Origin of the sequence: Neolewinella persica DSM 23188, from assembly GCF_000373105.1 — a bacterium.
GTDB classification, from domain to species: domain Bacteria; phylum Bacteroidota; class Bacteroidia; order Chitinophagales; family Saprospiraceae; genus Neolewinella; species Neolewinella persica.
In genome coordinates this window covers 286,074-307,939 of record NZ_KB890436.1, presented here as the reverse complement: position 1 = coordinate 307,939, position 21,866 = coordinate 286,074, and the positions used below count along the sequence as shown (strand labels likewise).

Here is a 21,866-nt window from a genome sequence, read left to right as displayed (position 1 = left end):
GAATGATGACGAATAGGTTGAAAAAAGTCCCCACCAGTCGCTTATCAATAGCAGCATCCAAATCTACCCTTACCTGACGGGTGTAACGATCTACTTGACGAAGGAGAAATGGACCTGCTTTTCGCTTTATTGGAGTAGTTGCTTTATCTTGCAGTAACTTTAAAAACATAGGCCTTTTGAGTTTTTCTTGAAGTGTGAGAACTCCTCGAAAATACACAAAAGGCCTAATTTTTTGTCATCGCCAAAATTCGGGATGACTCATGTTTTGTTGTAAGAGTTGCAGGTGTTGCGGAGTCGCTTCGCTCCTGTTGCGGAGTCGCTTCGCTCCCGTTGCGGAGTCGCTTCGCTCCCGTTGCGGAGGTCGCTTCGCTCCCGTTGCAGAGGTCGCTTCGCTCCCGTTGCAGAGGTCGCTTCGCTCCCGTTGCAGGTGTTGCAAGTGCGCGGAACGCCTCCGGGCGCGAGTGACGGCTGTCGTAAATATGTAGAAGTACGACAAGGTCTCTCTCATCTGGTTGCTACACGTCAAGGCCAGAGGCCTCATCAAGTGGGCCGTAGGGTGGGTCTTAGATAAATTTTCCTGCCTATTTAAAAAAAACTTTTACCTCCTGTCATACAAACCACTCTTTCACCAGACTAACCGGTACAGATGACAAAAAACCGGCTCGAACAACTTATGCAAGCGCATCATGAAGATGCCTTCCGATGGGCGAGCCAGTGCTGTCGTTACAACCACCATGATGCAGAAGAGGTACTACAAATGACCTATTTGAAGATTGCGGAAGGAAAAGCCCGGTTCAATGAGCGGTCCGCTTTCAAAACCTGGTTGTTTGCCGTGATTCGTTATACCGCTTTGGACTATTTAAAAAAGCGGGTTCGCTTTGCTGCATTAGACCAACTCCCGGTTCTCGCCGAAGAACAGGATAGTGGAGAAAGTACTCTGGATTACCGACGCCTGCTGGCCCGGCTGCCGGAACAACAGCAGCGCGTATTGCTACTCACATTTTACCACGACATGAGCCTCAGCGAGGTGGCAGATGTGATGGAACTGCACATCGGCACCGTCCGCACCCACTACAGCCGGGGCAAAGACGCATTAAGAACTCTGCTAAAAAAGGAAAGCGTATGACACCTCAAGAAGATGACCTCAGGGATTTTTTTTCGGAACTCCGTGCGGAAGATGAACAAACAGCTGCTCCTCTTTTTACCGGGCTTCCTAGACGTAAGCCAAGGATAAAAATCTGGCAGTTGGCCACTCCCCTGGGAGCTGCAGCAACCATCTTGTTACTGTTCCTGCTTTACCGACCCAGCCCGGATGCGACTGCAGCGACATCTCCTACCAATGTGCTCGTCATTTCGTTGGAGGCCAGCGAAGACCCCGGCACAGAATCTCTTCTATCCATTACGGATCCCGTGTCCACCTGGGAATCACCTTCGGCATCACTAATTGCCGATTTCTAATAAAACCTCTTTAAAACAACTACAATTATGAAAACCATTTTCAATCTACTCTTCCTTTTGTGCTTCAGCATTGGCTTAACCGCACAAGACGTCTTCAAAGAAGAGCTGTTCTCTGCAGACCTCGTAATGAAGTACCGTACGGACCTTAATCTTTCAGACGCTCAAGCTGAAAAAATAAAAACTGCTTACGCTTCACAGATCGGAGATTTCAACAGCCTGAAGTGGGACCTGGATGCTGCTTTAAACGACCTAAATAAAGCCTTGGCCAATACAAAAATTGACAAGCCCGGAGCCATTACGAAAATGGAAAAAGTAACGGCTTTGGAGGACCGCCTGAAGCGTGTTCGACTGGGCATGATGATCGACATTAAAAATGTGTTGACTGCAGATCAGCAAAAGACATTAAAGAGTCTGCGTACCGAAGCCGATGTGAATACCCCCACTTTCCATATTGCCGCGATCAACGAGAATCCACGCATGGTTTTAAAGGTAAATGGTGATAAAGCCGGTGGCGTACAGCCCCTCTTCGTCCTTGTCAACAGTAAGGGAGACATTTCGTACGTTACCTCGATGGAGCATCTGGACCCGGAAAAAATTGCCAGTGTAAATGTTCTTAAAGGCGAATCCGCTATTTCAAAATATGGTCAGGATGGTAAAAACGGTGTCGTCATCATTACGATTAAAGATTAAATAACGTACCAACCTCCTTCCCGGTCCTCGCAATCCAATAGGTTGCGGGGATTGTTTTTTTTAAAGATTTCGGTAGTGGGCGAAGTTCCTGTCTGACCAACCACAGAAGTTTTTTCAATCATTACGTGCAGACAATAATCGTTTGGTGAAAAACCGAAGCGTTTTCTAGAGCCATGCCCCGAAGGACCGCCGTAGCCAGCCCCAAAGAGTACCGTACGGTTGGAAGGGGTTTCTTCGGGTTGGGTAGGTTGATTTACTGACAAGGACGAAAAGGTGGACGTTGCGTCTTACATTTGCGATAGCCAATAATAACCACCACCACGAATGTCATCCAGAATCCTGATAATCGGCGCCGGCCGTTCCTCCTCAGCCCTTATTAAGTACACCCTCGACAAAAGCGAGGAGTTCGGCTGGAGTATTACGGTCGCCGACGCAAACCCCGCGGCCGCTGCGGCCAGGATTGGCGGCCACCCCCGCGGCAACGCCGCGTGGCTCGATGTAACTAAAACCAATGATCGCCGAGACCTCATCGGTCGGGCAGATATTGTCATTTCACTGCTACCCGCGCACTTGCACATCGAGGTTGCCCAGGATTGTATTCGCCTGAAGAAACACCTCGTTACCGCTAGCTACGTATCCCAGGAGCTTTTTCGCCTGGGAGATGAAGCCCGGGACCGGGAGCTGATCTTCATGGGAGAAATGGGGCTAGATCCCGGCATTGACCATATGACGGCCATGCAGCGCCTAAACCTCATCCGGAAAAAAGGAGGCAAGATTATCGCCTTCAGATCCTTTACTGGGGGGCTGATTGCTCCGGAAAGTAACGACAACCCCTGGGGCTACAAATTTACCTGGAATCCTCGTAACGTCGTCCTCGCCGGTCAGGGTACCGCACAGTACCTGGAGAACGAAAAACTAAAGTTCATCCCTTACCAGCGACTTTTCAAAACACTCTGGCACATTGAAGTACCGGGATACGGTAAATTCGAAGCTTACGCCAACAGAGATAGTTTGCTGTATCGCAAACAGTATGGATTAGACGATATCCCGACCATTCTACGTGGCACCCTGCGCTACCCAGGCTTTGCGGCAGCCTGGCATGCACTCATCCGTATTGGCCTCACGAATGCCGATTTCCCCATCCTCGACAGCGCTAAGATCACTTATCATGAGTTGATGGAAGCCTTAGCCCCTTCCGGCCCAGGTTCCGTAAAAGACCGGATTGCCCAGTTACTCCAAATCGATCCGGCTGGGGATGTAATGAACCGCCTCACCTGGCTCGGTCTCTTCCGGAAAAAGAAAATCAAACTGCGCGATGCCACCCCGGCGCTTATCCTGGAAAACCTACTCCTCGACAAATGGAAACTGTCTCCTTCAGACAAGGACCTGATCGTGATGCAACACCAGATAGACTACGAACTGGACGGAAAAACTTACCGGGACATCAGCAACCTCACCATGAAAGGGGAAGACGCCACAGATACCGCCATGGCACGCCTGGTCGGTCTACCCATGGGCATCTTTGTCCGCCTGATCAGCCAGGGACAGATCAAGGCTACCGGCGTTCACATCCCAACAATGAAGGAAGTTTACGAACCCGTACTGGAAGAGATGAAATCCTTCGGTATGGAGCTTACGCATCATACGGAAGAGATTTAGTGTCCAGGTCTCAGCTTTCAGAGATCAGGATATAGTATCTAGGATTCAGACGTCAGGGGAGTTTGCTAAACCAATATCTTTGCGATTCAATTGATTTGTTGATCCCTTTTCTCTGAATCCTAAATACTGACCACTGAACACCAACTCCTCCCTAATCCGCGCCGGCCAGTTCGCCCAGGCCGCCCGCCAGGGTGCGATCATCCTGGTAGCCCTGGCCTTACCCCGTCTCGGGGTTGACCGGGAAGTTATTGGGGAATGGGAAGGCTTACTCTACATCGGTTATATTCTCGGCTTCGGCTGGTTGACGGGCCTGCTGCAGGGCTACCTCGTTCGCATCAGGCTGACCAGGCCGGCGGAGGCAGCCTTGTTTTCCCGTCTGGCCATTGTTGGGGTTGCGGTATTTTCCGGAATACTTCTGGCCGTTGCCGCGGGGCTCCATGCCCCATTGTTTCGCCTCCTTCGGCTAGGTGATGCACCACAAGGCTGGTGGTACTTTTTCCTTTTCCTGCTTACCCAGTGGCCCGGGCTTTTCTTCGAACAAGTCCTCACGGTGCGCGGCAACGCACTTGGACTGGCCATATTTGGCGGGCTCTCCGCACTCGGTTTTACCCTGGCGCTAGTTATTCCGCTGTATTACGGTGCCGGGCTGGCACATGCACTGTTCATCCTGGCCGTATTTTCGGCCGTTAAAGGCCTCGTTATCCTTGGCTGGGTTGCGGTGGATCATTGGAAAAAGTCATCTCCGTACAAACGAAGCGAGCAACATCTTGCGGCAGCCTACCCTCTATCCTCTACCGAGCGCAAAGCGCGTCTATCGAGGCTGCAAGCCGTCTATAAACCCTGGCTCAGCACCTCCTGGCCCCTGATCGCCTACGCCACTGTAGGCGCCCTGGTGACCGCCTTCGACCCCTGGTTTGTCAATTACTGGTATGAGGGAGACGAGTCTATCTTCGCCACTTTCCGCTACGGCGCACGCGAATTGCCTTTACTCGCGGCCATCACCAATGGCGCTATGGTAGTCGTTTTGCCCCGACTAACGGAAGACACGTCGGCCGGCCTCGACTTACTGAAGGCAAGTTCCCGCCGTCTTTTCCATTGGATTTTCGGCGGGGCCATCCTTCTCATGATGACTTCTCCCTGGTGGTGGACGTTAGTGTTTACCGAATTATTTTCGGAGAGCCTACCACTGTTTCAGGCCTACCTGTTCGTCGTCGTCAGCAGGTTACTTTTCCCTGTCCCTGTACTAACGGCCATGGGCCACACCCGGTTGTTAATGGTATTCGGATTCCTGGAATTGGTCATTAATGTCGTACTCAGCATCCTTCTCGTGCCATACTTCGGCCTCCTGGGCATCATCTGGGCCACGGTCATTGCTTATTTAGTCGATAAGCTTTGCCTGATGGCCTACCTCAAATACCGAACGGGAATACCTTCTGTCAGGTACACGGATTACCGCTGGTTTGGGGCATATGTGGGGATATTGGTGCTGGCCTACCTCTTGGTGCGATAGCATTTTTGGGCGCGGACGCAGGTGCAGAGAGAGGTAAAAAGAGCAATTTTTTTGATTGCTGCTTAGCCCGAAATCAAAGCTACTGTTTGTTTTATCATATAAACAAACAAATATTATTTTTAACGCTTAACACACTACATTTAAGGCATAAACCATACAATTATGCCCACCCCACCGCTTACTTTTGATCGCCAGTACACCTCTCTCCTCAGCCGTATTGGAACCCGCTATCAAGCTGGCCGAGCCGCTGCCATTACCTCCGTCAATCGTGAACTTCTCCTGGCTTACTGGGAGATTGGGCGATACATCGTTGAATTTGAACAAGAAGGCCTCAACATCAAGTACGATGTCAAGGCCTTCTTCTAAGCGTTTCGAGGAAGTTATTCCCTTAAGCAAACCCATTAAACCCAGTAACGTCCATCCCCGTAATCAGCAGGTGGATGTCATGCGTACCTTCGTAGGTAATCACGGATTCCAGGTTGGCCATGTGGCGCATGATCGGGTATTCGTCAGTGATGCCCATACCGCCGTGAATCTGGCGCGCTTCGCGCGCGATCTCCAGCGCCATGTTTACGTTGTTGCGCTTACCCATACTGATTTGGGCGGGAGTAGCTTCACCCCGGTTGGCAAGGGTGCCGATGCGCCACGCAAGGAGTTGGGCTTTGGATATCTCGGTGATCATCTCCGCCAATTTCTTTTGCGTCAGCTGGAACTGGCCGATCGGCTTACCGAATTGGGTCCGTTCCTGGCTATACCGCAGGGCCGAGTCGTAGCAGTCTAGCGCCGCACCGATGGCGCCCCAGGCAATACCGTAGCGTGCTTTGCTCAGGCAGCTGAGCGGGCCACGAAGGCTCTTGATGTCCGGAAATACGTTTTCCTTGGGTACTTTGACGTTGTCAAATACCAGTTCCCCGGTTACGGACGCCCGCAGGCTCCACTTTCCTTTGATCTCCGGAGCGCTAAAGCCTTCCCACTGAGATTCGACGACCATGCCGCGAATCTTATTGTCTTCATCGCGGGCCCAAACGACGGCAACGTCAGCTACCGGGCTATTGGTGATCCACATCTTTGCGCCATTAAGCAGGTAGTGGTCTCCAGCGTCCTTGATGTTGGTCGTCATACTTCCGGGGTCAGAACCCGAGTCAGGTTCCGTAAGGCCGAAGCAGCCGATGAACTCCCCGCTGCCAAGTTTGGGTAAGTACTTCATTTTTTGCTCCTCTGTGGCATACTTGTAGATCGGATACATCACCAGGCTACCCTGTACGGAAGCCATGGAACGCAAGCCGGAATCGCAACGTTCCAGTTCCTGCATAATGACGCCGTAGGCGATTTCATCCATTCCGCCACCGCCGTACTCCACGGGGAGGCTGGGGCCAAAGGCCCCAATTTCGGCCAGGCCTTTAAACAGGTGCGTCGGGCAAACGCCGCGCATGGCAGCATCGTCGATAATTGGACTCACTTCTGCCTTTACCCAGTCGCGGACAGCGTCACGCGCCATCTTGTGTTCGTCGGTCAGCAGGTCATCCACGCCCATATAGTCGTGGTGCTGAAAACGATCCGGGCTGGAAGACTGGTGAAAATCCGCCTTGGTGGTAAATGACTTTTTATTCGTGGTGGTGGGCATGATACTTAATTTGGTGGCACGAAGATAAGGAGAGAGAATAATAGAATGGGAGAATAATAGAATGAGCAGCAGCAGGTGACGTTCGCAGCGCTTCGCTTGCTTACCTTAGGCTGGAGAAAGGTCGCTCCGCAACCTAACGGTGCCATTTACCTCCGGCGGCGCGACGTTGTCAAGATAAAGAGCGGAAGGGATAAGGGAGGAAGGAGCTGCGGCAAGTACCGCTCGTCGCGCACACGGAGCGAGGCGCTACACTCGTGCCCGGAGGGCACTTCGTCCGGGGAGGCTTGCTCCTTAAAATTTACTTTGCACCTGCGGTCGCGCCTTATTAGTCAGAGCGTCAGGCAATCAAAGAGTCAAGCAGTCCAGTACGACGCTTTGGCTACTTGACTCTTTGACTTTCTACTCTTCCAAATGCAGGATCAGCATCGGTGTTTCCGGGTGCAAAACCATTTGGCGCACCTCACTACGGTGGAACAATTTGCTCCAGAACCCCCGCTGTTTGGTCACCATCACCGCAAGTTCTATCTTATGTGTTTTGAGGTAATCTATCAAGCCATCCTGCACCGACTCCGCGGTTACTTCTTTGATCTCGAAAGCGAATTCAGGTTCGGGATTATTAAACAGCGGTGCGAAGAGGCGTTCTCGCTGCCCCTCGTGCAGGCCTTCCTCATCGTTAACGTGGACAAAGTGTACCCTTGCGTTGAATAGGTCGTTGAAGTCCATGAATTCCAAAACAGCACGCCGGCTGAGCGAAAGGCTGTTGCTGGCGTAGAGAATATGGTCAAACGGGCGAAATTTGGCCTTCCCTGGCACCAATAGGACCGGACATTCAGCTCTACCTGCTACAGCCGAAGACACACTACCGAATACCTCTTCCAACAAGTCGGTTTCACCGGTCGCCCCCATAATGATGAGGTCAAAATCCTCGCTTTGTTTGATGATTTTATCGGCGGCAAAGCCAAGGAGCAATTCCGAAGTTCGTGTAACCCCTTCAATAGATGGAATACCGGCAAGAAATTTGACCATTGCCGTATCCCGTTGTTCCATTAATTCCCCCATAGGGGGCATGACAACGGCGTCACCGCTCGCCGTCTGCGGCGTAAAGACATGGACAACTTTGACGTTGCCCGCATTAACGGTAGCGGCAAATTCTTCAGCGTAGCGAAGGGCAGCAGCGCTGCCGCTACTGAAATCTATGGGAACAAGAATGCTTTTGATCATAATAGGGAGACGAGTAATGAATAGTCCGAAAGATATAACATATTAAGATTCGCCAACGCTTCTCCCGGATAACAACGCCTGTAAAACATGAAAAAATTAAAAAACCTACCACTTTATCTTCTGATCAGCCTTTGCTTCTTCGCAAGTCAGGACGAAGACGGACCAATAGGGTTACTTTACGGCTAAGGAACAGGGCCAGCAGGGGCAGGCGCCGAAATTAACGTCAATTCCCCATCTATTTTCAGGTTCACACGTTACATAATTCGGTCATCACCGTCTGAACTGTATTATGTCAATTGCCTTCCTGCCACTTTGTTGTCCCTCCCGAACCGAAGCAATCCCTACTCGGGGAATTTCGGTCAAAGGGCATGAGCACTGGCAATTGGTTTGCTGTAGTACTTCTGAAGAAATCGAAGAAGCCTGGCCATCCGCAAATCGTAGTGATGACTTTTGGCTCAGCAGAAAGCTCTTCACCTTTCTTGCTGACCAGCCTCAGGGCATTCAGACAGAAGCCATACTATTAAAAAACACCCTGAACGGGCATCAGATTTTACTCACGGCACAGACCTTTACCTTCCGGGCTGCAGATCACGTAAGTAATGAAGCAAAAGGGGTAACTTCCTCTTATGACCTACGTCGGCTGCTCCTCAGCCCCTTCTCGTTTAAGGTGCTTTGCCTTGGCCAGTTCCTCACCTCCGGCCCATTTTGCCAAGATGGCCTACATCGGCTGCCGGCCACAGAAGCTGCCGAACTCTTACCTGCCATTGCCGAAACACTGATGCGTTGCCGGTCCGGGTACCTGGCTTTCTTGCTTAAAGACCTTTACCCAACCCTCCACCCCGCTACCCGTGAGTTACAGGCTCAGGGCCACTATCTACTGCCCGTTGACCCGGCCATGACGATGAACCTCGATGCGGAATGGCATACCACCGAAGATTACCTTGCCAGCCTGACCAGCAAATACCGCGTCCGCTACCGTAGGGCAAGAGGCAAACTCGAAGGCATCACTCGGCGCCGGCTATCCGTAGGAGAAGTAATAAGCTACAAAGATCGGCTTTATGCGCTCTATCAGCAGATCTGCCAGGGCGCAGATTTTAATGCCATTGATCTACAGCCGGACTATTTCCCCTGGCTGGCCCAGGCTTGCCAATCGAAAGACAAGTTGCGGGCGTTACTCTCCGTTTACCCGGGGGGCTACTCAGAACAAAACAAGGTGGTTCTGAAAAGTGATGACTCCTGCCTCCATGGCTACTTTAATGAGGAAGGCTCCCTAATTGGCTTTATTTCTGCCATCCCCAATGATAAAGTTTATCATGCCCACTTTCTCGGCCTCGAGGATGCCTATAAGCAAAGCCACCACCTTTATCATAACATGTTATTCGATCTTTTAGACGATGCCATCAACGGTGGCTTTTCCACGCTCGATTATGGTCGCACGGCATTAGAAATTAAGAGTTCTATAGGTGCAGAGGCAACAGATTTTGCCGTATTCATCAAAGCGCGTTATGGCTGGTTGAACCGGCTGATTCCCATTTTTACTCCGGCGGTTTATACCGCACCGGCCTGGACGGCCAGAAATCCGTTCAGAGGCTAGGCCTCAGGGTAATAAACAGGAGTGTCGGAAACTAAATTGACCTGAGATTTCTTCCTGGCGGCAAAGCCAACTGCACCGGGCGTACTTGCAAAATCAACTAAAGAGCAGCCCCCGGAGACAACCGCTTCAGCCTGGTGTTCTGCCAGGTCAATTCGTCAAGAAAACCAAGGAGCAACTACCGGGCTAAGTTCGTCGGCGTACGTCAGATTTTCATCATAACAAACATTACGGGCCAACTAAAAGGCAGGACAAAAGGTTCTTTGGGTGGAACGGCAAATAAACCGCAAATGCTCCGAATTCAATTGTGATAAAACTTGCATTTTTGACAATAATTACGTAGTTTTCATCGTCGTTAAAGCGATTATTGAGAGCGCCCTAAAGAATGGGCTAGGAGTTGATTTTCTTGTCGTCAATTGTTTATTGACCAAAAAGACCCAAGAGCTTATGAGTACCAGGAGAAACATCAAGTATCGTTACCTAAAAACTAAAATTGCCCTGAACGAAACCGTTCAGCGCATTCTGGATATAAACCGAAAGCGGCGCTTTTTCGGGGAAGATCCGACAAAGAAGGAACAACTAAATGAAGAACTCAAGGTACTTAATGCTGTTGCCGAAAACCAGGCTCTCCGACTTAAATCGTACGAAGTGACTATGAATCGGGAGAATGCAGCCTGACCCCTCGGGTAGTCTTCAGTTGAAGTAGCTGGCGGAAGTACCGGACAAAGATTTCATTGATTGTCCACCACTTTTTAGTGTAAAAAGAAGGTAGGCCCGAATCATCCTAGCGAAAATTCGCTAAAGTCTTTCCCGAAGCACCATAACAATAGTATATTTGCGGGCCTTAGCGGATAGGGTTAGTGGATTTTTTTGATCAGTCCTTGCTCATAAAAACTTTGCCATGTACCTGCGACCGCGCCCAAAAGGGCAGCTTAAAACGATCTAATCCAAGCCTATGAAAATGCTTGTCTGCGTCAGCAAGACGCCGGAAACCACCACCAAGATTCAGCTAACCGCTGATAATTCGGACCTTGACCGTAGTGGGGTCAATTACATCATGAATCCTTATGACGAGTGGTACGCCCTGGTGCGTGCCCTTGAGCTGAAGGAAGCCAGTGGTGGTACCGTTACCATCATAAATGTCGGACCAGCGGAAAACGATGCCGTTATTCGCAAAGGCCTCGCTATTGGTGCGGATGATGCCATACGGGTGAATGCCGAAGGCGGAGGAAGCCTTTACATTGCCAAGCAAATTGCTGCACAGGCAGCAGGATACGATCTGATCCTGTTTGGTAAAGAAACCATTGATTACAACGGCTCCGAAGTAGGTGCTATGGTTGCAGAGCTGCTCGACATGGCCTACGTCGGTGAAGCCAGTCACCTGGAAATGAATGGCACGACTGCCACCGTTACCCGCGACATCGAAGGCGGTGTTGAAGTAGTGGAAGTAAGTACGCCGTTTGCCCTCAGCGCAGCCAAAGGTATGGCTGAACAGCGTATCCCGAACATGCGCGGTATCATGATGGCCAAGCGTAAACCCCTGAATGTCATAGACCCTGTGGAGGCAACCGCTACAACCAGCATTTCCAGCTACGAGCTACCTCCCGCAAAAAGTGCGGTAAAGCTGGTAGACCCGGAAGACATGACCGAGCTGGTACGTCTGCTTCACGAAGAGGCGAAGGTGATCTAGAAAGATCACTTTTAAGGAACGCTCCTTCTCTCAAAATCAACTAACTCTCTAATGGTCTCTGCGGCTAACCGCCCAATAGATCAACGGACTAAAATTATACTCCATGGTTCTTGTATTCGCGGAAGCTACCAACGGAAAATTCAAAAAAGCTGCGCACGAAGTAGTTACCTACGGTGCCAAGACGGCAAAAGCGCTGGGTACCACCTGTGTCGCTCTTACTTTGGGCACGGTGGAAAACGCCGGTGATCTCGGACGGTTCGGTGCCACAAAAGTTTATAACATAGCCGTTAGCAACGGATTCGACAGCGGCGTATTCGCAGCTGCCATTGCAGGAGCGGCCAAAGCGCTTGATGCAAAAGTCATCGTACTCTCGCACAACAGTACCGGAAAGAACATTACTGGTCGCCTGGCCGCTCGCCTGGATGCCGGATCGGCGCCCGGTGTGAACAGCCTCCCCGAAGTATCCGGTGATAAGCTCACCGTGCGCAAGACCGTTTTCTCCGGTAAAGCTTTTGCTGATGTGGAGATTCTGACTGACTACAAAGTCATCAGCCTTTCTGGTAACTCTATCCCCGTAGAGGAATCTGGAAGCGCGGTTGACGTCGAGACTTTAAGCGTCGACTTACCTTCTGCCAAAGTAAAAGTGTTGGAAACCAAGCGGGCCGAAGGCATAACGCCGCTCCCCGAAGCTGAACTTGTCGTCTCTGGCGGACGTGGCTTGAAGGGACCGGAAAACTGGGGGGTCATCACCGACCTCGCTGACGCCCTTGGAGCAACTACTGCCTGTAGCCGCCCCGTGGCCGACGTCAACTGGCGTCCTCACCACGAACACGTTGGCCAAACCGGCGTTGCCATTCGACCAAATCTCTACATTGCCGCTGGCATTTCCGGCGCCATACAGCACCTGGCTGGAGTCAACAGTTCCAAGACCATTGTGGTCGTCAACAAAGATCCGGAAGCTCCCTTCTTCAAAGCGGCCGATTACGGTGTAGTTGGTGACCTCTTTGAGGTACTACCTCGTTTGACTGCGGCGATTAAGGCGCATAAGAGTCTTTAGGGTTTAGTACTTAGGGCTCAAGGCAAAGTGCCTCGAAGCAATGTTGAAACATTGAGACATAGAAAAACGAAGGGCACAGAAAACGCAAAAAGCACCTAGCTGCTTTCCGTTTTCTGTGCCCTTTGTCTTTGTGTGACTTTAGGGTTCCCTGGAAACACCTCCAAGCTGAATCCTGGTCCTTGAATCCTGACCACTGAATCCTGCCCCCTGAATCGTGATCCCTAAATTTCCCCTTTGATCTTTTTCTGTACTACCTCCATCTTTGAGTTCACCCGTAGCTTACGGTAAATGTTCTTGATGTGGTCACGGACCGTCTCGATGCTGATGTCAAGTCGTTCTCCGATTTCCCGGTAGCTGAGGTTATCGACCAGTCCCTGAACGATATCCAGTTGGCGGGCAGTAAGCTGAGTAGTTGGATCTGAACTGCGCTTGATGCGCTGCTGGTTGTGATAAGCTACCACCTGTCGGGCAATACTCGGGCTCATGTAAGAACCTCCACGGTGGACGGTATACACCGCATCACGGATGATGTTGGGGTTCATCCTTTTTTTGGAGATGTAGCCAAACGCACCGGCCTGTAAAGCGCGGAAAATGTTATCGGAATCATCGGAATTGGTCAGCATGATGATGTCCAGCTCCGGCCAGCGGTCAAGTAACCGGGGAATACCCACGATGCCATTCATCCCAGGTAACATGATGTCCAGCAAAAGAGTATTCAACGGACTGTTCTCAGGCAGCCCCGCCAGGAAGTCCTCCACACTGGTTGCCGCCATTTCCACCACTACGTCGCGGCTGGCTTCAAAGCACTCCTCGACACTGGCGAGCATAATGGGTTCGTCTTCAATTATTCCGAGGTGAATCATAGTTGTACAGGTTACAGGTTGGTCGCTGCGCTCCCTTGCAGGAGTTGCAGGAGTTGCAAGTTACCGATCAGCAGGCATTAACCTCCTCCTGTTGGCAAAAAACAACTGTTCACAACGACAAAAGTTATTAACTGGTTATCCTTTCGTTTTAGTACCGCCGTATCCTGCAACCTGCAACTTGTAACCTGCAACTTGCAACCTGCAACCTGCAACCTAAACAGCGTTTTACCAGACTCCTTCCCGGGGCTCTTCCATTTGGCCAGTCTCTATCAGCCGGTTTACTTTCGGCTGCATGATCCAAATACCAATGATCAGCAAGTAAGAGAGGATCGCATATCCGGCGAATTCACCACCTTTAGCCGGGCGGCCAAGCTCGATTGACTTAAGGGTCTTACCTACATAGATGACGTTGTATATCTGGCAGCCAAAAGTAATCAGACCAAACAACATAAAGCCCGCAAAGTAGGTAAACGCAGTTTTTATCAACGCCATGGGGTCCTCATCATCTGGGCCCCCGTTTTCTACCCACCCTGGCAAAGAGTCTGCTATCCAGTTGAATGTCTGATGCAGGCTAAAAGCGGTGAGCAAAAGAAACAGCCCAGAAATGGCAATTGTAATCTGAAAAGTCTTAGGCTTCAGATTAAAGCCATCAGCAACCCGGTCGTGCAGGTCATTGCCCATTGTCCATAACCAGCCTAACTGTGTCAATCCGCTGAGCAGCATAACCAGAATATAACCGTAGAGGTAGACGGAATAATCGTGAAGATTCGGTGGGGTAAAGTCCATATCCGGTCCATTAACCTGCATCTCAGCGGACCATTCCTGTAACTCAGCCCCGTATATCCCTTGGAAAACGTAGCTTAGAATTGTAGGAAGTGCAATGGGGATAAAAAGTAACCAGTGTTTTGAGCGAAGGAAAAAATCCGACATGTTAGTGTGTTTTAATTGGAAGATTAAGGAGTGTTGAATGATGTTGACTCCGCCAGATTGAAAGGTTGAAAAGATCAACAATGGCTCGATTCGCGGTTTAAATTACTGCATGTCTCTTAATTTAACGGTTAAAATCGACGAACGGCCTCATTAAATCGAAGCATACGGCTACCTAATCTTGCGAATAAATGCGGTGCACCCTACTTCCAATCCCCGTCAGTATTTCATAGGGGATCGTTTGAGCAGCCCGGGCCAGCAACTCAATGGAATGATTCGGGCCGAAAATCACGACTTCCGTTCCGGCAGCTACGTGGCCTGGCAAGTCCGTTACGTCGATAGTGGTCATATCCATACAGACGGCTCCTACGGTGGGAGCAAGATGCTCCCCGATCCGGACGGAAAACTTACCTTCTCCTGCCAGGCGGGGTAGCCCGTCTGCATACCCGAGTGGAAGTATGGCAATCCGGCTCGGCCGGTCAAGTCTTCCCTTTCGGCTGTACCCTACACTATCTCCCGCCGACCGGTCATACACGCGGGTAATGTGCGTCAGGAGTTGAAGGGCGGGGCGCAGCTCCCCGCTGCGGGTAGCGTCTCCAATCCCGTACAACCCAATACCCAGCCGGACCATTTCATAAGCCCGTTCAGGGAAACGGGAAATCCCATTGGAGTTGAGGACATGCCGTGGAGGTGCCGAGCGGAGCCTCTTTGAGATCTTAGCATAAGCCACATCAAAATCTTTCAGTTGCTGCAGCGTAAACGCATCATGCGCAGGATCTTCGGATGCCGCCAGGTGCGTAAAGATCGAAGCAATCGTCCCGGTGAAATCTTCCCGATCCAGTTCCCCCAACAAGTCATCCAAAGCAGTGGTTTGAAAACCCAGTCGTGCCATTCCGGTATCTAATTCCAAATGGACTTTCATGCCATAAGCGTGCGCACGGCGCAGGGCACTAATCTGATGAACGACGGGTTCAAGTTCATCCGTGGCGCAGCGGGAGAAAGTTCCCGGCTCGGCGTTCAGCACCATGATGGGCAGTTTTACGCCGCCTTCCCGTAGTAAGCGCCCTTCGTCGGGGTAAGCCACTGCCAGGTAGTCGGCACCAGCGGCGGCCAGCGCCCGGGCCACGGGCAAGGCCCCTCCGCCATAGGCGGAAGCCTTGACCATAACGATCATTCCGGCAGAAACCCCCTGTCGATAAACTTGGAAATTGTGCCGGAGTGCCGTGAGATCCAGCCGGAGCAGGGTTTGATGTTGCTTACGGCTGAGAGCATCCGCCACCCGCCCCAACTGTTCAACACTTGCGCCTTTGACCAGAATGGTCTCTGCACTAAAATTCAAGCCCTTTTCAATAGCCGTCAGCAGGTCTTCGGGCGTAGAAAAGTGCCGCTCTGCGGGTAAGTCAACATTGGACTTCCCCACGGTGATCAGGCGCGTAACCCTTCCCTCAAGTAATTGGAGGATAGCGGAATTTTCGGCGCGGACGCCGGTGCCGGGGAGGTTAAAGGAGCCGGGTTGTAAAGTCCCCAAAATCAGGGTAAGTCCGGAAAAAGGATTCTGTGCAGCAGCGAAATCGAGGGCCGCCGCCAGGGCACTAAGGTCGTTGCTGTAGCTGTCATTAATCACGATACCGCCATTACGTCCCTCCCGTTGCTCCAGACGGTTGGAGAGCGGCCGCAGGCCGCCCACATAGCGACGAATTTGCTCAGGCGGCAGCCCCAGTCCGTAAGCCCCTGCTACGGCGGCGTAGGCATTCTCAAGGTATATGCCGGGTAATTCCGGAAAATTGAGTTTCAGTGGCACCTCTTCCACTTCGAGTAACCGGCCGTCGATACCAAGGAAGGTCAGCGGATCAATGTCGGCCATCCGCAGCAGCCGGATGCTGTCGTTATCATCGGCCGAAACAGCCACCCATTCGGCCCCTTTGAACAGGTTAATCTTTTCCTGGTGCTTGGTGGCACGGTCCGGGAACCCGGCATCGTGTGCACTGCCTAACATGGTAAACAAGCCACAGGTGGGCCGGATGATCTCCGCCAAGCGCGCCATTTCTCCGGTTTCACTTACCCCCGCCTCGAAGATCGCCAGGTCGTGCTCCGCCCGCAGTCGCCAGACAGATAGTGGCACCCCGATCTGGGAGTTGAACGAACGCGGGCTGGCACAAACGTTAAATCGATTGCTCAATAACTGCACCAACCAATCTTTAACGATCGTTTTACCGTTGCTGCCGGTAATGGCGAGCACCGGAACGTCAAATTGGCGGCGGTGATGCGCAGCGAGTGCCTGCAACACCGCCAGCGGGTCGGCTACCCGATGAAATACCGGCGCTCCCCCACCCCGCTCTTTTTCAACGTCCTGTTGCACCTGCGACCCCGCCTGATAATGCCCGGCCACCACAAAGTGTTCCACGCCGGCAGCGAGTAACCTGGGGATAAAATCATGCCCGTCTGCCCGTTGCCCCGGCAGCGCAAAGAAAAGGGTCCGCGCCGGATCGGTCAGCCGGCGGGAGTCTACGAGTAAATCGTAAGCCTGATAAGTTTGGTATAGTTCCTTGATGGAGTTCACGTGGGGAAGGTACGGTCAATCAGTTGTTTTCTCCGCTTGTCTGATGTTGGGTAGTTAGAATTTCAAATCAGGAGGCTTTCGAGGAAGCGCTCCTCGGCCGAGGCGCGACGCAGGAGCTGACTCGTCGGACGAGCGGTCTTCCCAAAAATGCAAGAATTCTAAACAGATTATCCGATCAGCGTCCCGCTTTTACCCCGCCAAAAATCCATCCAACCGCTCCATCGCCACCTCCAGCTCCGCATAAGAAACACAAGAATACACCAATCGGAACCAGCCTCGTTCCCGGCTGCCCATTCCGATGGGAGAAGTGAGCAGAATCCCCGTTTGGTCGTATATTTTTTGCCAAATCTCCAGCTCAGCTTCCTCGGTCAAATCCGTCATCAGGTGGGCCAGATTACACCACACAAAGAGGCTACCCGCTGCCGGAGCATAGGGTACATTGTTTGCCCGCAGGGTGCGGATCACGGTGGCATAGCTGTTAGTCAGCCGATGGGTATTTTGAGCCACAAATTGCTGTACCCAATCGTGGTCAGAAAAAATCTCCTGCAGCAACCATTGGGTGTGGTTAGAGGCCATCGATGGCGCGCCAAAGTTACCCCAGGCTTTCAGCAAATCTTCGTTATGGGTGTACGCCATGCCCAGCCGCAGGCCGGAAAGTCCGAAATCCTTGGAGATGGCATACCACCAGTGGAGAAAGGGGCTTTTTTTCTGCTCCAGGAAGCGAAGTACTGAAGTAAAGGAGGCGCGTTCGCCGTAATCGTCGATCAGGTCTTCATGGTCCTGATCGATCAGCGACAGGGCGTAAATTTCGTTAATGATCAGGTGTATCTTCCGCGCTTCGCACCAGTCGAAGAAGGTACTGATCTGTGCCTCGGTAAATACCTGGCCGGTTGGATTATTCGGCTGGGTGAGGAGGAGGATCCGGAACCGATCACCCAGCTCAGCGTGGGCGCGGTCGAGGTCGGCGGTGGTGAGTTCGTAAGTGGTTTTAACGGGGGCGGGAACGCTGGGTGCCGGGGTAGTTGAAGGAGCCAGGTGGAACAGGTCGTAGCGTTCCAGCCCCGCTTTGTTACCGATGTCGGGGGTATAGGCCATGTAGGCGGGGCCGGGGATAACGACCACGTCTCCCGGGTCACCGAGCAGCAGGGATGTCATTTCGATGACGGCAGCAGCACCAGCGCCAATGGCCAGCTTCTCCGGATCGAGGTTAACACCCGCAAGGAATCGCCGGAGGAATCCGGCAGCAGCCTCCCGCAACGTTGGCGCGCCGAGAATGGACGTGTAGCTGGCTACCCACTCCGGTATCGGTTTAACGGCAATTTTTCGGAGTTTGGCTTCCATCTCTTCCCCATTCAGCAGGTTCTCGGCAATGCAGAGGGTGAAGCAGCCTGCGGGGTTCTCCTCGGCATGGTATCGGTTCTCCATCGCTTCGTAGAAGAGTTCGAGGTCTGCACGGAGAGGCTGGTTGATGGCGGATTGGCCGCGTTGGGAAAGATTCATTGGTCTATTGGTCTATTAGTCTATTAGTCTATTAGTCTATTGGGGAAAACGCGCGGGCGTTGGAAAGTTTACTGTAGTAGTCCCAAAACCCATCAGACGGGAACTCCGGCCGTCCGACAAATCCTTTTGGCCTGGCGAAGCCGGACAAAAGTTTGTCTGACGGCTCGTATCAGAGCAATCGAAAATTGACGAAACAACCACTGCATTTCAAGATTTACAGGTCCTTTACATCGTTTTACAACAGAACTGATTGGCGACTGGCCTTTCCCGGTACTTTCACAAAAAGAAAGAAACCGAATGAAGAAATTCCATTTATACTCCCTTATCTATATCCTGCTTTGCACTTTAGTTATCCTCACTTCCTGCTACGGGCAATCTCCCGCAAAAGATGCGGCTGGCGGTATATCCTTTACGGATACTCCGAAAGCAGAAAAAATCAACAAGCTCATAAGTACCTATGCGGAATACGGAGATTTTAATGGTGCCGTCCTGGTAGCCAAAGAAGGCAAAATACTTTACCACAAGGGTTTCGGGCTTGCCGAAATGGAATGGAAAGTTCCTAACACAACGAACACCAAATTCCGTATTGGCTCGATTACAAAACAATTCACTGCCATGTTAGTCGTGCAACTGGCCGCAGAGAACAAGCTCGATTTACACGCATCTATATCCACTTATCTCCCCGATTACCCTAAGGAAAATGGTGAGAGGATCACCGCGCATCAACTGCTTACTCATTCTTCGGGAACACCCAATAATTACGAGCATACAAAAGAAGAGAAGATACGGCCGGATGCTTACAGCACAACGGACCTGATCGATGAATTCGCTGCCCTTCCGCTGGAATTTACACCCGGAGAGAAATTCGATTATAGTAACGCCGGGTACAACCTGCTCGCACACCTCATCGAGACCATTACCGGAAAAAAGTACGAGGAGATTTTGCAGGATCGGATCTTCAATCCACTAGGTATGAAAGGCATTGGTTTCGATAAACACCGGGCAATAATAAAAAATCGCGCCTCTGGCTATTTCAGCAGTTTTGGCACTTACTATAATGCGAACTACATCGATATGTCAACCGTATACGCAGCAGGTGCCCTGTACGCTACCGTTGAAGATATATTTCTTTGGGATCAGGCCCTTTACACAGAAAAACTGGTTCCTGAAAAGTACCTGGAGCTAATTTTTACGCCACATATCTCAGACCCCGATTACGGAGGCCACTATGGCTACGGCTGGAGCATAAAAGATAAGCCCGTGGGCAACTCATCCGATCACGTACAAACAATATCCCACGACGGAGTAATCGATGGTTTCTGTGCCATTTTTACCCGCATCCCCTCCAGCAAGACCTCAATTATTCTACTCAGCAACGTCAGGAGGGCTCCGCTAAACGCCATGACAAAAGGCGTTATGGGCATCCTCTACGAGAAGTCCTACGACTTCCCCAAAAAATCGTTGGCTTACTCTTTACTTCAAGTGACGGATTCAGACGGTATAGCAAAGGGTATTCGACATTTCGAAGCTGAGAAAAATAATCCTAATTACTACCTCAACGAAGAAGAGATTAACGTAGTCAGTTATAAGCTATTGCAGTCAGACCGTGCCGAAGCAGCCCTGGAAGTATTGAAACTTGGCATCGCAGCCTACCCAGAAGCATTTAATCTCTACGACAGCTACGGAGAAGTTTTGCGGGGTTTAGGCAAGACTTCGGAAGCCATTGAAAATTATAAGAAATCTGTGCAGTTGAACCCGGACAATGAAAATGGTTGGAGGATGCTGCGGGAGATGGGTGTCGAGGTGGAGAAGGTCAAAGAATAAAACAACTAGTCTGAGGTCTTAAGGCCCGTCGGACGGGAACTCCGGCCGTCCGACAAATCCTTTTGACCTGGCGAAGCCGGACAAAAGTTTGTCTGACGGCTCGTATTGCACAAAAAAGCCTAAGTTTCGGGTCTAATTCACCCAACCTTGCTCCTTCATGCGCTTCCTGGCATCCTGCGTCCCCGCCCTGATTTTACTTGTTTTACTGACCAGTTGCGGTGAGGGAACGACTAAGAACACAGCTGATGACCGACCGAACGTCCTCTTCATTTTCACCGATGATCAGACCTACACCTCCCTCCACGCCCTCGGCAACGACGAAATCGAAACGCCTAACCTCGACCGGCTGGTAGCCAACGGCACCACCTTCACCCACGCCTACAATATGGGTGGCTGGAACGGAGCCATTTGCGTAGCCAGCCGTGCGATGATCAACACCGGGCGGTCCGTTTGGCGGGCGAAGGAAATTCGGGACCGCTGGGACAGCGGAGACACCACCGGGTACGCCCAGGCCTGGGGGCCACTACTGGCCAGCGCAGGCTACGCCACTTACATGAGCGGGAAATGGCACGTTACCGCACCCGCAGATCACTTGTTCGAGACCGTCCGCCACATTCGCCCAGGCATGCCGCCGGATGGTTTTAACCACGGTGCCGTCCAGGCTTTGTTCAACCGCCACGATCGCCAGCCGCCACGGGACTCCGTAGTCGCGTTGCTACCCCCTGGCTACAATCGGCCCCTGAGCACCAACGACGACAGTTATGATCCGGCCGACCCCAAACACGGAGGATTCTGGACGGGCGGCAAACACTGGAGCGAAGTCTTAGCCGACGACGGCGAGGCCTTCCTCGCCCAGGCCGCCAAAGATCAACGCCCCTTTTTTATGTACCTCGCCTTCAATGCGCCGCATGACCCCAAGCAGGCACCACCGGAGTACCTCGCCAGGTACACACCGGGCGAACTGGCCGTGCCGGCCAGCTTCCAGCCCCTTTACCCCAATAAAGAAAAAATGGGCAACAGCACCGATCTGCGCGATGAAGCCCTGGCGCCTTTCCCCCGTACCGAACTGGCCGTCCGACAGCATAAAGCGGAATACTACGCCCTGATCACCCACCTCGATGCCCAGATCGGCCGTATCCTCGACGCGCTTGATGCCACCGGAAAGGCAGACAATACCCTGGTCATGTTTACCGCCGATCACGGCCTGTCTATGGGGCGCCACGGCCTGCTCGGCAAGCAAAATCTCTACGATCATAGTGTCCGCGTGCCGCTGGTCATTAGTGGCCCCGGCATCCCGAAGGGTGCCAAAAACGATGCCGACGTTTACCTCCAGGACGTGATGCCCACGGCTCTCGATGCCGCCGGGATCGACAAGCCCGGCTACGTAGAATTTAACTCTCTTCTCCCCCTGGTCGGAAAAGCAAAAGACAGTGGACTCAACGCCGTGTACGGTGCCTACGTCAACTGGCAGCGCAGCATCCGTAAAGAAGGCTGGAAGCTACTCGTTTACCCTCAGGTACCGGAAATAAAACTGTTCGACCTGAACGCAGATCCGGAAGAAATGAATAACCTTGCAGAGGCGGAACCTGAGCGGGTGGAAACAATGTTTGCCGAATTATTGGACTTACAGGAAAGCATGGGAGATACGCTGCAGATGAGGTTGGCAGATTATCGGTAATGGCCTTCAAACTA

The 21,866-nt window shown here is 51.9% G+C and carries 20 protein-coding genes; 12 read left to right on the top strand and 8 right to left on the bottom strand.

The window, feature by feature from the left end; all coding sequences use genetic code 11:
- The first annotated feature begins 673 nt into the window (after positions 1 to 673).
- The 3 genes from B036_RS0115910 to B036_RS0115900 are packed head-to-tail and all read left to right on the top strand — an operon-like array spanning position 674 to position 2,148.
- On the top strand, positions 674 to 1,126 hold the full coding sequence (locus tag B036_RS0115910; RefSeq protein ID WP_169435071.1) for an RNA polymerase sigma factor: 453 nt from the start codon (positions 674 to 676) through the stop codon (positions 1,124 to 1,126).
- Entirely contained in the window at positions 1,123 to 1,458 is a 336-nt protein-coding gene (locus tag B036_RS0115905; protein WP_020569723.1) for a hypothetical protein, read from the top strand. The genes B036_RS0115910 and B036_RS0115905 overlap by 4 nt, the downstream gene beginning before the upstream one ends.
- A 27-nt stretch (positions 1,459 to 1,485) precedes the next feature.
- The gene (locus tag B036_RS0115900; RefSeq protein ID WP_020569722.1) at positions 1,486 to 2,148 is read left to right on the top strand and encodes a Spy/CpxP family protein refolding chaperone; all 663 of its coding nucleotides are present in this window, start codon (positions 1,486 to 1,488) and stop codon (positions 2,146 to 2,148) included.
- Here B036_RS0115900 and B036_RS0115895 read toward each other — a convergent pair.
- Positions 2,145 to 2,411, bottom strand: a complete 267-nt coding sequence (locus B036_RS0115895; RefSeq protein WP_020569721.1) for a hypothetical protein — start codon at positions 2,409 to 2,411, stop codon at positions 2,145 to 2,147. The two genes, B036_RS0115900 and B036_RS0115895, sit on opposite strands and share 4 nt — an antisense overlap.
- A 61-nt stretch (positions 2,412 to 2,472) precedes the next feature.
- On the opposite strand from B036_RS0115895, the gene B036_RS0115890 reads away from it, so the two are divergent.
- Positions 2,473 to 3,807 carry a saccharopine dehydrogenase C-terminal domain-containing protein gene (locus B036_RS0115890; protein ID WP_020569720.1) on the top strand — a complete coding sequence of 445 codons (1,335 nt, stop codon included), beginning with the start codon at positions 2,473 to 2,475 and terminating at the stop codon, positions 3,805 to 3,807.
- Positions 3,808 to 4,072: 265 nt separating this feature from the next.
- Here the strand turns inward: B036_RS0115890 and B036_RS33600 are convergent, their stop codons facing one another.
- The gene (locus B036_RS33600) at positions 4,073 to 4,246 is read right to left on the bottom strand and encodes a hypothetical protein (RefSeq protein ID WP_157472178.1); all 174 of its coding nucleotides are present in this window, start codon (positions 4,244 to 4,246) and stop codon (positions 4,073 to 4,075) included.
- A 6-nt stretch (positions 4,247 to 4,252) separates the two neighbouring features.
- On the opposite strand from B036_RS33600, the gene B036_RS0115880 reads away from it, so the two are divergent.
- On the top strand, positions 4,253 to 5,317 hold the full coding sequence (locus B036_RS0115880; RefSeq protein ID WP_026232039.1) for a lipopolysaccharide biosynthesis protein: 1,065 nt from the start codon (positions 4,253 to 4,255) through the stop codon (positions 5,315 to 5,317).
- Between the two features lie 162 nt (positions 5,318 to 5,479).
- On the top strand, positions 5,480 to 5,683 hold the full coding sequence (locus B036_RS29640; protein ID WP_020569718.1) for a DUF1016 N-terminal domain-containing protein: 204 nt from the start codon (positions 5,480 to 5,482) through the stop codon (positions 5,681 to 5,683).
- Between the two features lie 22 nt (positions 5,684 to 5,705).
- On the opposite strand, the gene B036_RS0115870 is transcribed toward B036_RS29640, so the two are convergent.
- A complete protein-coding gene (locus B036_RS0115870; RefSeq protein ID WP_020569717.1) occupies positions 5,706 to 6,941 on the bottom strand; it encodes an acyl-CoA dehydrogenase family protein in 1,236 nt (411 codons plus the stop codon).
- Positions 6,942 to 7,340: 399 nt separating this feature from the next.
- On the bottom strand, positions 7,341 to 8,162 hold the full coding sequence (locus tag B036_RS0115865) for a universal stress protein (protein WP_020569716.1): 822 nt from the start codon (positions 8,160 to 8,162) through the stop codon (positions 7,341 to 7,343).
- 289 nt (positions 8,163 to 8,451) lie between these two features.
- Here B036_RS0115865 and B036_RS0115860 point away from each other — a divergent pair, with 289 nt between their 5' ends.
- The 4 genes from B036_RS0115860 (at position 8,452) to B036_RS0115845 (ending at position 12,500) form a co-directional block, all read left to right on the top strand.
- Complete coding sequence (locus B036_RS0115860; RefSeq protein ID WP_026232038.1) at positions 8,452 to 9,756, top strand: hypothetical protein; 1,305 nt, start codon at positions 8,452 to 8,454, stop codon at positions 9,754 to 9,756.
- 444 nt (positions 9,757 to 10,200) lie between these two features.
- On the top strand, positions 10,201 to 10,431 hold the full coding sequence (locus B036_RS33595) for a hypothetical protein (RefSeq protein ID WP_157472177.1): 231 nt from the start codon (positions 10,201 to 10,203) through the stop codon (positions 10,429 to 10,431).
- A 277-nt stretch (positions 10,432 to 10,708) separates the two neighbouring features.
- On the top strand, positions 10,709 to 11,443 hold the full coding sequence (locus B036_RS0115850) for an electron transfer flavoprotein subunit beta/FixA family protein (RefSeq protein WP_020569713.1): 735 nt from the start codon (positions 10,709 to 10,711) through the stop codon (positions 11,441 to 11,443).
- Positions 11,444 to 11,546: 103 nt separating this feature from the next.
- A complete protein-coding gene (locus B036_RS0115845) occupies positions 11,547 to 12,500 on the top strand; it encodes an electron transfer flavoprotein subunit alpha/FixB family protein (protein ID WP_020569712.1) in 954 nt (317 codons plus the stop codon).
- Positions 12,501 to 12,721: 221 nt separating this feature from the next.
- On the opposite strand, the gene B036_RS0115840 is transcribed toward B036_RS0115845, so the two are convergent.
- The 4 genes from B036_RS0115840 to B036_RS0115825 all read right to left on the bottom strand — a co-directional run bounded on the left by B036_RS0115840 (position 12,722) and on the right by B036_RS0115825 (position 18,350).
- Positions 12,722 to 13,363: a response regulator gene (locus B036_RS0115840; RefSeq protein WP_020569711.1), complete on the bottom strand. Its 642-nt coding sequence runs from the start codon at positions 13,361 to 13,363 to the stop codon at positions 12,722 to 12,724.
- A 225-nt stretch (positions 13,364 to 13,588) separates the two neighbouring features.
- Positions 13,589 to 14,293: a hypothetical protein gene (locus tag B036_RS0115835; protein WP_020569710.1), complete on the bottom strand. Its 705-nt coding sequence runs from the start codon at positions 14,291 to 14,293 to the stop codon at positions 13,589 to 13,591.
- Positions 14,294 to 14,465: 172 nt separating this feature from the next.
- Entirely contained in the window at positions 14,466 to 16,850 is a 2,385-nt protein-coding gene (alr, locus tag B036_RS29635; protein ID WP_020569709.1) for an alanine racemase, read from the bottom strand.
- A gap of 189 nt (positions 16,851 to 17,039) precedes the next feature.
- On the bottom strand, positions 17,040 to 18,350 hold the full coding sequence (locus B036_RS0115825) for an aminotransferase class I/II-fold pyridoxal phosphate-dependent enzyme (RefSeq protein WP_020569708.1): 1,311 nt from the start codon (positions 18,348 to 18,350) through the stop codon (positions 17,040 to 17,042).
- Between the two features lie 297 nt (positions 18,351 to 18,647).
- Here B036_RS0115825 and B036_RS0115820 point away from each other — a divergent pair, with 297 nt between their 5' ends.
- Positions 18,648 to 20,174, top strand: coding sequence for a serine hydrolase domain-containing protein (locus B036_RS0115820; protein ID WP_020569707.1), 1,527 nt, complete (start codon positions 18,648 to 18,650; stop codon positions 20,172 to 20,174).
- Positions 20,175 to 20,331: 157 nt separating this feature from the next.
- Positions 20,332 to 21,852 (top strand): sulfatase-like hydrolase/transferase, encoded by a 1,521-nt coding sequence (locus B036_RS0115815; RefSeq protein WP_020569706.1) that lies wholly within the window; start codon positions 20,332 to 20,334, stop codon positions 21,850 to 21,852.
- Positions 21,853 to 21,866: the final 14 nt, after the last annotated feature.